This window comes from Streptomyces sp. NPDC043876 (assembly GCF_056435825.1).
Window position 1 is genome coordinate 122,291 of record NZ_JBWKDV010000007.1, and the last position, 13,967, is coordinate 136,257.

General features: G+C 73.0%; 14 protein-coding genes. 6 read left to right on the forward strand and 8 right to left on the reverse strand.

Going from position 1 to position 13,967, the window contains the following annotated elements:
- Nucleotides 1–28: 28 nt before the first annotated feature.
- The 5 genes from kdpC to AC0693_RS22395 form a co-directional block, all read right to left on the reverse strand.
- Nucleotides 29–661: a potassium-transporting ATPase subunit KdpC gene (gene kdpC / locus AC0693_RS22375; RefSeq protein ID WP_478802668.1), complete on the reverse strand. Its 633-nt coding sequence runs from the start codon at nt 659–661 to the stop codon at nt 29–31.
- 19 nt (nt 662–680) lie between these two features.
- Nucleotides 681–2,792, reverse strand: coding sequence for a potassium-transporting ATPase subunit KdpB (gene kdpB, locus AC0693_RS22380; protein WP_478802669.1), 2,112 nt, complete (start codon nt 2,790–2,792; stop codon nt 681–683).
- Nucleotides 2,789–4,453 carry a potassium-transporting ATPase subunit KdpA gene (kdpA, locus tag AC0693_RS22385; RefSeq protein ID WP_478802670.1) on the reverse strand — a complete coding sequence of 555 codons (1,665 nt, stop codon included), beginning with the start codon at nt 4,451–4,453 and terminating at the stop codon, nt 2,789–2,791. The genes kdpB and kdpA overlap by 4 nt, the downstream gene beginning before the upstream one ends.
- Nucleotides 4,454–4,458: 5 nt before the next feature.
- Entirely contained in the window at nt 4,459–4,548 is a 90-nt protein-coding gene (gene kdpF, locus AC0693_RS22390) for a K(+)-transporting ATPase subunit F (protein ID WP_356402868.1), read from the reverse strand.
- A 199-nt stretch (nt 4,549–4,747) separates the two neighbouring features.
- Nucleotides 4,748–6,982: a SpoIIE family protein phosphatase gene (locus AC0693_RS22395; RefSeq protein WP_478802671.1), complete on the reverse strand. Its 2,235-nt coding sequence runs from the start codon at nt 6,980–6,982 to the stop codon at nt 4,748–4,750.
- A gap of 188 nt (nt 6,983–7,170) precedes the next feature.
- Here AC0693_RS22395 and AC0693_RS22400 point away from each other — a divergent pair, with 188 nt between their 5' ends.
- The gene (locus AC0693_RS22400) at nt 7,171–8,034 is read left to right on the forward strand and encodes a SigB/SigF/SigG family RNA polymerase sigma factor (RefSeq protein ID WP_469316052.1); all 864 of its coding nucleotides are present in this window, start codon (nt 7,171–7,173) and stop codon (nt 8,032–8,034) included.
- A gap of 16 nt (nt 8,035–8,050) precedes the next feature.
- Here the strand turns inward: AC0693_RS22400 and AC0693_RS22405 are convergent, their stop codons facing one another.
- Both AC0693_RS22405 and AC0693_RS22410 read right to left on the reverse strand, forming a co-directional pair.
- Nucleotides 8,051–8,584, reverse strand: a complete 534-nt coding sequence (locus AC0693_RS22405; RefSeq protein ID WP_469316051.1) for an ATP-binding protein — start codon at nt 8,582–8,584, stop codon at nt 8,051–8,053.
- Nucleotides 8,577–8,945 (reverse strand): STAS domain-containing protein, encoded by a 369-nt coding sequence (locus AC0693_RS22410; RefSeq protein WP_356402877.1) that lies wholly within the window; start codon nt 8,943–8,945, stop codon nt 8,577–8,579. Before AC0693_RS22410 ends, AC0693_RS22405 begins: the two co-directional genes overlap by 8 nt.
- Before the next feature lie 137 nt (nt 8,946–9,082).
- On the opposite strand from AC0693_RS22410, the gene AC0693_RS22415 reads away from it, so the two are divergent.
- Both AC0693_RS22415 and pucL read left to right on the forward strand, forming a co-directional pair.
- Nucleotides 9,083–10,435: an aminotransferase class III-fold pyridoxal phosphate-dependent enzyme gene (locus tag AC0693_RS22415; RefSeq protein WP_478802672.1), complete on the forward strand. Its 1,353-nt coding sequence runs from the start codon at nt 9,083–9,085 to the stop codon at nt 10,433–10,435.
- A gap of 288 nt (nt 10,436–10,723) precedes the next feature.
- A complete protein-coding gene (pucL, locus tag AC0693_RS22420; RefSeq protein WP_478802673.1) occupies nt 10,724–11,641 on the forward strand; it encodes a factor-independent urate hydroxylase in 918 nt (305 codons plus the stop codon).
- 18 nt (nt 11,642–11,659) lie between these two features.
- On the opposite strand, the gene AC0693_RS22425 is transcribed toward pucL, so the two are convergent.
- Nucleotides 11,660–12,124 (reverse strand): histidine phosphatase family protein, encoded by a 465-nt coding sequence (locus AC0693_RS22425; RefSeq protein ID WP_356402886.1) that lies wholly within the window; start codon nt 12,122–12,124, stop codon nt 11,660–11,662.
- A 237-nt stretch (nt 12,125–12,361) separates the two neighbouring features.
- Between AC0693_RS22425 and AC0693_RS22430 the strand changes: the two genes are divergently transcribed.
- From AC0693_RS22430 to AC0693_RS22440, 3 genes are all read left to right on the forward strand, one after another.
- Nucleotides 12,362–12,577: a CbtB domain-containing protein gene (locus tag AC0693_RS22430; protein WP_478802674.1), complete on the forward strand. Its 216-nt coding sequence runs from the start codon at nt 12,362–12,364 to the stop codon at nt 12,575–12,577.
- 228 nt (nt 12,578–12,805) lie between these two features.
- Nucleotides 12,806–13,096, forward strand: coding sequence for a hypothetical protein (locus AC0693_RS22435; RefSeq protein ID WP_469316047.1), 291 nt, complete (start codon nt 12,806–12,808; stop codon nt 13,094–13,096).
- A gap of 241 nt (nt 13,097–13,337) precedes the next feature.
- Complete coding sequence (locus AC0693_RS22440) at nt 13,338–13,961, forward strand: class F sortase (protein ID WP_469331167.1); 624 nt, start codon at nt 13,338–13,340, stop codon at nt 13,959–13,961.
- Nucleotides 13,962–13,967 lie beyond the last annotated feature (6 nt).

Sequence of the window (13,967 nt, forward strand, 5' to 3'; positions counted from 1 at the left end):
CGGTCCGGGCCCGTCCGGCGGGAGCGGCTCAGCCGGCCAGGGACTTCAGCGCGATGTTCAGCTCCAGGACGTTCACGCGCGGTTCGCCCATGAAGCCCAGGGTGCGGCCCTCGGTGTGGGCGGCGACGAGCTGTTCCACCCGGCTCAGAGCGAGATGGTTGCGCGCGGCGACGCGGGGGGCCTGGAGGGCCGCGTACGCGGGCGAGATGGCCGGGTCCAGGCCGGAGCCCGACGAGGTGACGGCGTCGGCCGGGACCTGCGAGGGCCGCGGCGCGAAGCCGGGGACCGTATTGTCCGCGACGACCTTGTCCTGCGCCTCGCGGACCGCCTTGACCAGGTCCGGGCTGTCGGCGGCCTTGTTGGAGGCGCCGGAGACCAGCAGCGCGTACTGGGTGTTGATCGTGTTCTGGCCCAGTCCGGCCGCGGGCCGCGGCTGGAACCAGCGGAGGTCGTCGCCGTAGCCCTGCCCGATGAGGGAGGAGCCGACGACCGTGCCGGTCCCGTCCCTGACCTCGGATCCGTTGGCCTGGTGGCTGAAGGCCGCCTGGGCGACCCCGGTCACGGCGAGCGGATAGAGGACGCCGCAGACCACGGTCAGGGCGAGCAGCGCCCGCAGCCCGGCGCCGAGCAGGCGGGCGGCATTGCCTACAGAGTTGTTCATCGAAGTCAGCGTTCCTAGTTCAGGCGAGCCCGGGGATGAGGGAGAGGAGCATGTCGATCAGCTTGATGCCGACGAACGGCGCGACGAGGCCGCCCAGTCCGTAGATACCGAGGTTGCGGCGGAGCATCTTGTCGGCACTGGTGGGCCGGTAGCGGACCCCCTTCAGGGCCAGGGGCACCAGCGCGATGATGACCAGCGCGTTGAAGACGACGGCGGACAGGATGGCCGACTCGGGCGAGGCCAAGCCCATGACGTTGAGCTTGTCCAGGCCGGGGTGGACCACGGCGAACATGGCCGGGATGATCGCGAAGTACTTCGCCACGTCGTTGGCGATGGAGAAGGTCGTCAGGGCGCCCCGGGTGATCAGGAGCTGCTTGCCGATCTCCACGATCTCGATGAGCTTCGTCGGATCGGAGTCCAGGTCCACCATGTTCCCGGCCTCCTTGGCGGCCGACGTACCGGTGTGCATGGCCACGCCGACATCGGCCTGGGCCAGGGCAGGGGCGTCGTTGGTCCCGTCGCCGGTCATCGCGACGAGCTTGCCGCCCGCCTGCTCCCGCTTGATGAGGGCCATCTTGTCCTCGGGGGTGGCCTCGGCGAGGAAGTCGTCGACGCCCGCCTCCTCGGCGATGGCCCGCGCGGTCAGCGGGTTGTCCCCCGTGATCATGACCGTCCTGATGCCCATCCGGCGCAGCTCGTCGAACCGCTCCCGCATCCCCTCCTTGACCACGTCCTTGAGATGTACGACCCCCAGGACGCGGGCGCCGTCGGCGTCCTCCACGGCCACCAGCAGCGGAGTGCCGCCGGCCGCCGAGATCGCGTCCACCGTCGCCCGGGCATCGGGTGCGGCCGCACCGCCCCGCTCCTCCACCCACGTCAGCACCGAGGTGGCGGCGCCCTTGCGGACCTTGCGGCGGGCCCCGCCCTCGTCGAGGTCGACGCCGGACATCCGGGTCTGGGCGGTGAAGGGGATCCACTCGGCATGCGCCAGATCGCCCCGGTGGCGTGCGCGCAGCCCGTACGTTCCCTCCGCGAGGACGACGATCGAGCGGCCCTCGGGGGTCTCGTCGGCCAGCGAGGACAGCTGGGCCGCGTCGGCCAGTTCGGCGGCGTCGGCCCCCTCGACCGCCACGAACGCGCAGGCCTGGCGGTTGCCGAGGGTGATCGTGCCCGTCTTGTCCAGCAGGAGGGTGGAGACGTCCCCCGCGGCCTCGACGGCGCGCCCGCTCATCGCGAGGACGTTGCGCTGCACGAGCCGGTCCATTCCGGCGATGCCGATCGCGGAGAGCAGCGCCCCGATGGTGGTCGGGATCAGGCACACCAGCAGCGCCGTGAGCACGATCATCGACTGCTCGGCGCCCGCGTAGACTGCGAACGGCTGCAGGGTGACGACGGCCAGCAGGAAGACGATCGTCAGCGAGGCCAGCAGGATGTTGAGGGCGATCTCGTTCGGGGTCTTCTGCCGGGAGGCGCCCTCGACGAGGTTGATCATCCGGTCGATGAACGTCTCGCCCGGCTTCGTCGTGATCTTGATGACGACCCGGTCGGAGAGCACCTTCGTGCCGCCGGTGACGGCGCTGCGGTCACCGCCCGACTCCCTGATGACCGGGGCGGATTCGCCGGTGATCGCCGATTCGTCGACCGAGGCGACGCCCTCGACGACGTCGCCGTCACCCGGTATGACGTCTCCGGCCTCGCAGACGACCAGGTCGCCGACGCGCAGTTCGGTGCCGGGTACCGGCTCCTCCACGCCCCCGTTCAGGCGGCGGGCCACCGTGTCGGTCTTGGCCCTGCGCAGTGTTTCCGCCTGGGCCTTGCCGCGGCCTTCGGCGACGGCCTCGGCGAGGTTGGCGAAGACGGTGGTGAGCCAGAGCCAGACCGTGATGGCCCAGCCGAACCAGTCCGTCGGGTTCATCAGCGCGAGCACGGTCGTGACGAGCGAACCGGTCAGGACGACGAACATGACGGGCGAGGCGATCATGACCCGCGGGTCGAGCTTGCGGACGGCGTCCGGGAAGGACGTCAGCAGCTGCTTCGGGTCGAAGAGGCCGGCGCCGGCCCGCCCGGGGTCCGGCGCACGGTCGGCGGGGGCGTCCTGGTGGGGCGCGCGGGTGGGGGTGGCGGTGCTCATGAGGCGAGCCCTTCGGCGAGCGGGCCCAGCGCCAGGGCCGGGAAGTACGTCAGTCCGGTGATGATGAGGATGGCGGCGACCAGCAGGCCGGTGAACAGCGGCTTTTCGGTGCGCAGGGTGCCCGCGGTCGCCGGCACGGGCCGCTGCCCGGCGAGCGAACCGGCCAGCGCCAGGACGAACACCATGGGAAGGAAGCGGCCGAGCAGCATCGCGAGGCCGATGGTGGTGTTGAACCACGGGGTGTCGGCGCTCAGGCCCGCGAAGGCGGAGCCGTTGTTGTTGGCGCCCGAGGTATAGGCGTAGAGGATCTCGGAGAAACCGTGCGCACCGGCGTTGGCCATCGAGGCGCGCGGCCCGCTCAGCGCCATCGCCACCGCGGTGAAGCCGAGCACCAGTACCGGGGTGATCAGGATGTAGCAGGCGGCGAGCTTGATCTCGCGGGTGCCGATCTTCTTGCCGAGGTACTCCGGGGTCCGGCCGACCATCAGGCCCGCGATGAACACCGCGATGACGGCCATGACCAGCATGCCGTACAGGCCGGAACCGACGCCGCCGGGCGCGATCTCGCCCAGCTGCATGCCCAGCATCTGGATGCCGCCGCCGAGGCCCGTGTAGGAGGAGTGGAAGGAGTTGACCGCGCCGGTCGAGGTGAGCGTGGTGGCGACGGAGAAGATCGCCGAGGCGCCCACGCCGAAGCGGGTCTCCTTGCCCTCCATCGCCCCGCCCGCGAGCTGCAGCGCCGGCCCGTGGTGGGCGAATTCGGTCCACATCATCAGCGCGGTGAAGGCGAGCCAGATCGTGGCCATCGTCGCCAGGATCGCGTAGCCCTGGCGGACGGAGCCGACCATGCGCCCGAAGGTGCGGGTCATCGCGGACGGGATCAGCAGGATCAGGAAGATCTCGAAGAGGTTGGAGAAGGGCGTCGGATTCTCGAACGGGTGGGCCGAGTTGGCGTTGAAGTACCCGCCGCCGTTGGTGCCCAGCTCCTTGATGACCTCCTGGGAGGCGACCGCGCCGCCGTTCCACTGCTGCGAGCCGCCCGTGAACTGGCCCACCTCGTGGATCCCGGAGAAGTTCTGGACCACGCCGCAGCCGACGAGGACGAGCGCTCCGAGGACGGCGATCGGCAGCAGGATCCGGACGGTGCCGCGCACCAGGTCGGACCAGAAGTTGCCCAGTTCACCGGTGCGGGACCGCGCGAAGCCGCGGACGAGCGCCACCGCGACGGCCATGCCGACCGCGGCCGAGACGAAGTTCTGCACCGCGAGGCCACCGGTCTGCACGACGTGGCCCATGGCCTGCTCGCCGGAGTACGACTGCCAGTTGGTGTTCGCCACGAAGGAGACGGCGGTGTTGAAGGCCTGGTCCGGCTTGATCGACGAGAAGCCGAGCGAGCCGGGCAGCACCCCTTGGAGGCGCTGCAGGCCGTAGAGGAACAGGACGCTCACGGCGGAGAAGGCGAGCACCGCGCGCAGGTAGGCGGGCCAGCGCATCTGCGCGGACGGATCCGCGCCGATGGCCTTGTACGTCCACCTCTCCGGCGCGTAGTGCCGCTCGGAGGAGTAGACGCGGGCCATGTACTCGCCCAGCGGGCGGTACGCGAGGGCCAGGGCCGCGACGAGCGCGAGCAGCTGGAGCACCCCCGAAAGAACGGGACTCATCGGAGCTAGAACCTCTCCGGGAACACGAGGGCGACGACCAGATAGCCCAGCAGTGCGAGGGCGACCAGCAGGCCCACCACGTTTTCGGCGGTCACAGCCTGGTCACCCCCTTGGCGACGAAGGCCACCAGCGCGAAGACCGCGACCGTGGTGACGACGAAGGCCAGATCGGCCATCGTGAGCTCCTGAGGTTCCGGGGACGACATGCGGACACCCCGAGTGGAACCCCCCGGCGGGCCCCCGAACGCGTCCTTGACGGGGCCCATACGCCCCGGAAGGCGGCCTTTACGCCTCTCTAACGCCCAGCGCCCGGCGCGGGCCCCGCGGCCGCACCGGGCGCCGCGCCCGTGCGCGGTACCCGCACCACCACAAGGCTCGTGTCGTCGTCCGTGTCCCCCGTGACCGCCGTCAGCAGCGCGTCGGCCATGACCTCCACCGGCCCGGCGCCCACCCGCTGGGCGGCCCGGCGCAGGGCGGCCAGGCTCCGGTCCATGCTCACGTGCCGCCGCTCCACGAACCCGTCCGTGTACAGCAGCAGGGTGTCCCCCGGGAGCAGGCCCAGTTCCGCCTCCTCGTAGACCGGCCCCGGCACCGCCCCGAGCAGCAGGTTCTGCGGCGCCTCCAGGATCCGCGCCCGTCCCTCGCGCAGCAGCAGGACGGGCGGATGGCCGGCCACGGCCCAGCGCAGCGAGCCCGCCACCGGGTCGTACACCGCGCACACCGCCGTGGCCGTCGGACCGCCCCGGGTCCCCAGGGTGACCTCGTTGAGCCAGCCCATCAGCCGTCCCGGAGCCGCCCGGGTCACCGCGAGCCCGCGCAGCGCGTTGCGGAGCACGACCATGCTGGTCGCCGCGTCGATGCCGTGGCCCGCGACGTCCCCCACCGCGACCAGCACCCGGCCGTCCGGCAGGACCAGCACGTCGTACCAGTCGCCGCCGACCAGGTAGTCCTGGGAGGCCGGCCGGTAGCGCACCGCGAGGTCCAGGGCGCCCGCCGGTTCGGCCGCCGAGGGCGCCTCGGGCACGATCGCCCGCTGGAGCTGGAGCACGAACCGGGCCCGCGCCGTCGCGTCCTCCTGCGCCGCCGACAGCGCGATCTCGGTGTGGTGCTGGGCGGAGACGTCCTGGTAGACCCCGGCCAGCCCGGTCAGCGCGGCCCCCGACAGCAGCGGCTCGGCCGCGATCCGCACGTGCCGGACCCCGGCGTCCGCCCGCACCACGCGCACCAGCGCCCGGTCGCCGCGGCGGCCCTCCACCAGGGCCGCCAGCAACCCCTCCAGCAGCGGTACGTCCTCGGGGTGCAGGCGCCCGCCCAGCCGGGTCAGTGGCACCGGCGGCGCGTCCGGGTCCAGCCCGAAGAGCGTGTAGGTCTCGCGGCTCCAGCGCACGGCGCCCGTGAGCAGGTCCTCCTCGAAGGAGCCGACCCGCTCCAGCCGTCCCAGCACCCGGGTCAGGGCCTCGCTGCGCAGGGCCGCCGCCTCCCACAGCACGGCCGCCCGCCCCCGGCCCAGCGGCAGTACCCGTACGTCGTCCAGCCCGCCCACCCGGCCCAGCCGCTGCGGCTCGATGCGGTCCAGAGCGGGCGCGATGGCGCTCCAGGCGTACGGGAACACCTCGGCGGCGGAGCGGCCCACCGGGCTGCGCACCGCCCCCAGCGCCGTGCGCGCGGCCGGGTTCGCGTACTCCACCCTGGCGCCCGCCCCCAGCAGCACCGCGGGGCCGCTGGCCGGCTCCAGCAGCGCCGCTTCCGCGGCCGGGCCCGCGGGCGTCTCGGCGTCGCCCAGCAGCGCCCCACAGGGCTCGCACAGCAGCTCGGCGGTGCGCCGGATCCGCTCGTCGGGCTCCTGCGCGGTGTCCCACACGCACAGCGCGACCCCGACGACGTGCCCGTGGCGGCGCAGCGGCAGGACCGCCCGGGTGCCGCTGCCGCCCGGCAGCCAGTCGTCCACGCCCCACCAGGCGGCGCCCTCCCACAGCACCCGGTGCAGCGGGGTGTCCGGCGGCACCCACTGCCAGTGCCGCGCCTCCTGCGGGCCCGCTCCGGCCTGCCCGGCCAGGGCGAGGCAGTCGGTGCCGGTGCGCCGCCAGAGGTAGAGCGTGCGCACCCCGATCCGGCGCAGCCCGCCGTCCAGCAGGGTGACGGCGGCCTCCCCCGCGGTGTCGGTGGCGAGGACGGCCGCCGTGGCCCTGCGGATCCGCCGGGCCTCGGCGGGGACCTCGGCGACGAGGGACTTCGCGGCGGCGTTCAGGATGTCGGCGGCCAGGTCACCGGCGCTGAGACCGGTGCTGACGGCCAGCTCCAGCAGGTGGTCGGCGGCCTCGGCGGGGGTGACCCGGAGCTGGTCGACGAGCACGCCGGTGGCCAGGTCGAGCAGCCGTCTGCGGGCCCGGTCCTCGTGCAGCCCGGCGACCTCGGCGGTCAGTGCCGAGACGGCGGCGGCCAGGGCGTGGTGGACGGCGCCGCGCCCGTCGTGGTCGCCGTCACCGTCGCCGCCGGCGCCGCGCGTCTCCCGGCTGCTGTCCCGGCTCATGTCCCGGCTCCCGGTCCTCAAGGGTCTCCAGTGTGCTCCCTCCGGGCCCCGGGGGCGTGCCGCCCGTCACCCGTACGGGTAAGGCCGTACGGGTAAGCCCATCGCCCACCGGGTATATCGAACAGGTCAGCTCGCACGACGGCCGTGCCGCGATCAGGCAGTGCGACCATCCGTCGGAGGAGCACCACATGCTGCGAACAGATGACCGCGACCAGCTCATGGAGGGCATCCCGGAGGAGCCGCTCAAGGTGAGCACGGCCGACGCGAGGACCCTTTCGGTGACCTTGTTCGACCGGCTGCGGGCCTTGGAAGAGGGCACCGCCGAGTACTCCTACGTCCGCAACACCCTCGTGGAACTGAACCTCAGCCTGGTCAAATACGCCGCCCGCCGGTTCCGCGGACGCAGTGAACCCCTGGAGGACATCATCCAGGTGGGCACCGTCGGACTGATCAAGGCGATCAACCGGTACGACCCCGGGCGCGGGGCTGAATTCACCACCTTCGCGATGCCCACGATCACCGGTGAGATCAAGCGGTTCTTCCGCGACACCAGCTGGGCCGTCAAGGTCCCGCGCCGTCTCCAGGAACTTCGGCTGGACACCGCCAAGGCCCAGGACGCCATGGAACAGGACCTCGGGCGCTGTCCCACCGAGGAGGAGCTGGCCGAGCGCCTGGACGTCACCCCAGAGGAACTGGCGGAGGGCCGCAAGGCCGCCGTCGCCTACTCGGCGCGGTCCCTGGACGCGCCGGTGCAGGGCGAACCCGAAGGGGAGTCCTTCGACAGCCAGCCCGTGCTGCGCGAGGACGAGGACGCGTACGACCGCATCGAATGCCTGGAGTCCCTCAAGCCCCTGCTGTCGGTCCTGCCCGAGCGCGAGCGCGCCCTGCTCGCGCTGCGGTTCGGCGAGGAGCTGACCCAGTCCGAGATCGGCGACCGGCTGGGCCTGTCCCAGATGCACGTGTCCCGGCTGCTCACGCGCACCCTGGCGCGCCTGCGCACGGGCCTGCTGGAGGACGCGCCGGACGCCGCCGCGGGCAGCGGCAAGGGCTAGCAGGGAGCAGAACTCTTCACGCGGAGGGCGGTAGGAGCGGCGAGGCCACCTCGGCCCACACGGTCTTGCCGCCCACCACCTCGTTGCGTTCCCAGCCCCACTCGCGGGAGAGCCGCTGGAGGACGACCAGCCCGTGCCCGCCGGGGACGGACGGGTTGCCCGGGGAACGGCGGCGGGGGTGCTCGGGGCTCCCGTCGCTGACCTCCATCCGCAGACCGTCCGCGCTGTGCCGCAGGACCAGGCCCGCCGGGCCGCCCGCGTGCAGGCAGGCGTTGGTGACCAGCTCGGAGACCATCAGCAGGACGTCCTCGGCCGCTTCCTCGACCTCGGCGCCCGGCTTGGTCCCCGCGCCACCACCCGGCTCCGCGTCCGCGTCCGGGGCGAGCCAGCGCCACTCCGTCAGCGCGTGCCGGGTGAAGTCGCGGCACCGGGTGACCACACCGGCCACCGGTCCGCCCAGCACGAGCCGCCGTGTCTGCTCGGGGATGGGCTCGGGCCCCCCGGCCCGTTCCTCCACCGCGTCCGGCCGCAGCCGCTCGGGATCAGCCACCGGTCCCGCCGCCTCCGTCGTGCGCCAGGGCCGCGGCGAGGTCGTCGTGGACGAGGAACACCCCGTCGGCCCCGGTCGTGCGGAACATCCTGGCCACCGGCTGCCGCAGGCCGGCCAGCTCCAGGCGCGCACCGGTCTCCCGCGCGGCGAGCCGGGCCCGCAGCAGGGCGTTGAGCCCGGTGGAGTCGCAGAAACGCAGCTCTGCGCAGTCAACGAGCAGCCGGGTCCCGTCATCCCGGGTCAATGCCGCCTCCAGGGCCGCCCGCAGGGGGCCCGCCGTGTCGTGGTCGAGTTCACCCGCCAGCGCGAGGACGGTCGCGCCCTCCACGTGGGTCGCCTCGACCGAGAACCGCTCCGCCATCACCCGGCCCACCTCCCGTCGCCCACCGCCTACCCCGCCACCCGGGGCTCAATCACCGCCGCGACCCCGCGCGGCGGGGCGCCGCACGGCGTCCCCTCCGCCCCTCCATCCACATCGTGGACAACTACGCTCGACTCATGAACGCAGCAGCCGCCCACGCCCGTGACGCCGTGAAAGAAGCCGACCGCAAGCACGTCTTCCACTCGTGGTCGGCCCAGGAGCTGATCGACCCGCTCGCCGTGGCGGGGGCCGAGGGCTCGTACTTCTGGGACTACGAGGGCAACCGCTTCCTCGACTTCTCCAGTTCGCTCGTCTACACCAACATCGGCTACCAGCACCCGAAGGTGGTCGCCGCGATCCAGGAGCAGGCCGCCCGGCTGTGCACCCTGGCCCCCGGCTTCGCGGTCGACGTCCGCTCCGAGGCGGCCCGCCTGATCGCCGAGCGCACGCCCGGCGACCTGGACAAGATCTTCTTCACCAACGGCGGCGCCGAAGCCGTCGAGAACGCCGTCCGGATGGCCCGGCTGCACACCGGCCGCGCCAAGGTCCTGAGCACCTACCGCTCGTACCACGGCGCCACCTCCGCCGCGATCAACCTGACCGGTGACGCCCGCCGCTTCGGCAACGACACGGCGACCGCCGGGGTCGTGCACTTCTGGGGTCCCTACCTCTACCGCTCGCCCTTCCACGCGGAGACGGAGGAGCAGGAGTGCGAGCGCGCCCTGCGCCACCTGGAGGACACCATCGTCTTCGAGGGCCCGCAGTCGATCGCCGCGGTCATCCTGGAGAGCGTCGGCGGCGCCCCGGGCGTGCTCGTGCCGCCGCCCGGCTACCTCGCGGGCGTGCGCGCGCTGTGCGACCGCTTCGGGATCGTCTTCATCCTGGACGAGGTCATGGTCGGCTTCGGACGCACCGGCACGTGGTTCGCCGCCGACCACTGGGACGTCACGCCCGACCTGCTGTGCTTCGCCAAGGGCGTCAACAGCGGCTACGTACCGCTCGGCGGCGTCGCCATCTCCGGCGCCATCGCCGAGACCTTCGCCCGCCGCCCCTACCCGGGCGGGCTGACCTACTCCGGGCACGTCCTGGCCTGCGCCGCGGCAGTCGCGACGATCACCGCCATGGCCGAGGAGGGCATCGTCGAGCAGTCGGCCCGCACCGGCGCCGAGCTGCTGGGTCCGGGCCTGCGGAAGCTGGCGGAGCGCCACCCCTCGGTCGGGGAGGTCCGCGGGCTGGGCACCTTCTGGGCGCTGGAGCTCGTACGGGACGCCGGGACGCGCGAACCGCTCGTCCCCTACGCCGCCTCGGGCGCGGCGGCGGCCCCCATGGGCGCCTTCGCCGAGGCCTGCAAGAAGGGCGGCCTGTGGCCGCTCGTCGCGGGCAACCGCCTGCACGTCGCGCCGCCCTGCACCATCGGCGCGCAGGACGTGGCCAAGGGCCTGGCCGTCCTCGACGAGGCCCTCGCGGTGGCGGACGCGCACATGGCGTGAGCCGCCGGGCGGGGCGCGGGGACGTGCTGTGCGGTCGCCCAAGGCAGGGGTGCCGGTTCTCGGACGATCCGTACGGGGGAGAACCGGCCGCGTGCGTGCTGCAATCCCCACAGCGGCACAAGCACCTACGGACCGGGATGCACGTCAGTCCCGGGGCGGCCCCGGAGTCGATCCGGCGGCCGAACGGCGGGGAGCGGCGCGTCCGGGCACCGGGCGGGCGCTGGACGCCGGGCGTACGGGATCCAGAACACCGGACTCCGTGTTCCCGAGTACCCGAAGGAAGTCAGCATGAGCAAGTACGTCCTGGGCCACAACCAGTACGGCAAGGCCGAGAACCGCATCGTCAAGGTCACCCGCAAGGGGAACGACGGTTCGTGGCACGAGATCCGCGACCTGAACGTCTCGGTCGCGCTCCGCGGGGACTTCCGCGACGTCCACCTGAGCGGCGACAACGCCCACTGCCTGCCGACCGACACCACCAAGAACACGGTGTACGCCTTCGGCAAGGAGCACGGGATCGACTCCCCGGAGGCCTTCGGCATCCGGCTCGCCAAGCACTTCGTCTCCTCCCAGGACCCGATCCGCGAGGCGCAGATCCGCATCGAGGAGTACGCCTGGGAGCGGATCCCGGTGCCCACCCGCAGGGAGCAGCACTCCTTCGTCCTCTCGGGCCGGGAAGTGCGCACCGCGCAGGTCACCTACAGCGAGACGACCGGCCTCCAGGTCATCTCGGGCCTGAAGGACCTGACCGTCATGAACTCGACCAACTCCGAGTTCCACGGCTACGTGAAGGACGAGTACACGACCCTGCGGGAGGCGTACGACCGCATCCTGGCCACCAAGGTCACCGCCCGCTGGGCGCACTCGGCGCTCGCCGCGGACGACCCGGAGCACGACTGGGACCGGTCGTACACCAAGGTCCGCACGCACCTGCTGGACGCCTTCGCGCAGACGTACTCCTACTCGCTCCAGCAGACCCTGCACCAGATGTGCGAGCGCGTGCTCGACCACTGCCCGAGGGTCAACGAGGTCCGGCTGAACCTCCCCAACAAGCACCACTTCCTCATGGACCTGGAGCCCTTCGGCCTCAAGAACGACAACGAGGTCTACTTCGCCGCGGACCGGCCCTACGGCCTCATCGAGGGCACCGTGCACCGCGAGGGCGTGCAGCCGGTGATCGCCACGAGCGACTGGGTCGTCGCCTGAGGCTCCACACGCGCGGGCTCACGGCGTTTCCTCGGCTCCGCTCCGGCCGAGCAGCAGGTTCCAGCGGCCGGAACGGCCCGTCAGTTCCGTGACGGTGCGCGGCCGGACGTCGAGCCGCCAGAAGGCCGCGTGCGGCAGCTCCAGCGCGTGCACGACGGCGGCGCGCACGACGGCCTGCTCTACCTCCAGCCGGTGGCGGCCCCCGTCCAGCGCGGCCAGGGCCGCCCCCACCCGCTCCGTCAGCGCGGCCACGGATTCCCCGCCCGGGGGCGCGTAGCGCGGGTCCGTGAGCCAGTCACGGACGCCGGCCGGGTCCTCGGCGGCCACCTCGTCCAGGGTCCGCCCGGCCCACGCCCCCGTGTCCAGGCCGCGCAGCCCCGGGTGCCCGGGGCAGGGCGCGGCGGACCCGAACCGGCCCTGCCGGGCGGCGAGGTCCAGCTCGGGGGTGACGAGGAGCAGGCGCACGGGCGCGGCGGAGGACATGGAGCGAGGGTAGAGCGCACGGCCGGGGGCACGGGACGGCGCCCACGCGCCGTGGTGTTCCGACCACGCGCGCGGTACGGTCGCGGACGACATGACGACGGTATGACGGAAGTACCGGTGAGAGTCCGGCACGGTCGCGCCACTGTGCATCCTCCCGCGAGCGGAGGTGAGTCAGACCCGCCACCGTCGTCAAGAGCACCACTGACCGGGACGCGCGTTCCCCCTGGAGGTTCTGCCATGACCCACTCCGCCGTGCCCACGACGGCTCCCGCCGCCGCCCTGCCCGTCTCGCTCAAGGAACTGGCCCCCTGGGCCGTGTTCGTCGGCGTCCTGATGCTGGTCCTGCTGTACTTCGTCGGCGCCGAGCAGGGTGCCACCGCGGTGTTCCAGGGCGACTCCATCCACGAGTGGATGCACGACGGCCGCCACCTCCTCGGCTTCCCCTGCCACTGACCGGCGCGGCACGGCACGGCGCAGCGAAACTAACGTGAACTCCCTTTCGCCTTCCGCTGTTCCGGCTGGCCTCGCTCGCCCTCCAGGCGACGCTGTGGGCGGTTTTCGGCCTCGGCTTCGGTGTTCTTGCCGAACGCCTGCTTGTTCCGTCCGCCGGACGGAAGGAAGCTGGTCGGCCTACGAGTTGATCGGCCGATCGCCTCGGTCGTCACGGCGGAGGGCCCCGGCATGGATACGGCGACACGGCAGCGGCAGGCCGGGCGACGGCAGGCCCCGCGTCCGCAGGGTTGGCGCCGGCCCGGCTGGACCGGGGCGGCGCCCCTCTGGGTCAACGTGCCACTGCTGGTCGCGGTCCAGTTCTCGGATGTGACCCTGCTGGCGCAGATCGGCGTCATCACGGCACTGGCCGCGATCGGCGGGCTGGCCCGGCACCTCTGGTACGGCGACTACGGCCACCCGGCCGTCCATCTGACCGCCGCGCTCCTCGGCGCGGCGGCCGTGGCGTCGGTGCTCACCTGACCCCCTCACCCGGCCGGGCCCCCGCTCGCCCTTCACCCGTTCGGGGGCATGCCCACCCACGGCTCCCACCTGCCTCCGCACCGCCCGCGAGCTGCGAAGACTTCCTCCTGACGGTCCGACACGCAGGTGACACCTCATCAGGGACCGGTCGCGCACACGGTAGTGACAGGCGGACGGGGGTCCACTGCTCACGGGATCCCGGCCGCCCCCGCCCCGGCCGGACTCAGGAGGAGGGACTGCCATGCACCGTCCGAAGTGGATCGCCGGCGGACTGACGGTGGCGCTGCTGTGCACCGGCCTCGTGCTGCTGCGGAACACCGATGGCGCCGGGGGAGGCACCGGTGGCGCCGGAGCCGCCGGCGCCACCGCCAAGGCCCCGGCGGAGGGATTCCCCTCCCGGGCCCTCGGCCTCTCCGGTCACCGCCGCCTCGTCGAGCAGCTGGAGGACGGACGCGAGGAGCACGCCGGACACGGCGGGGGCCGCGGCCCCCGCAGGGGCGCGGGCCGGTCCGCGCCGTTGTCGGCGGCCCGCCCGCTGCGGCTGCGCATCCCGGACCTCCGCGTCGACCTCCCGCTGAGCGCGGGGGCGGCGGGTGACGCGGTCGGCTGGGACGTGGACAGCCCGACCCCGGGCTCGGCGGGCACGGCCGTGGTCTCCGGCGAGAGCGCGATCCTGCCCCTGGGCACGCTGCGCAAGGGGCGGACGATCGAGATCACGCGCGCGGACGGACGCACGGCCGTGTTCACGGTCGATCACATCGGCACCCCCCGGGCGACCGGGACGGGCAGGCGCGCCGAACTGCGCGTGGTCAACGGCGAGACCAGCGTCCACGCCCACCTGACGGGAGCCCGGCGCAGCCGGTGACCGGAG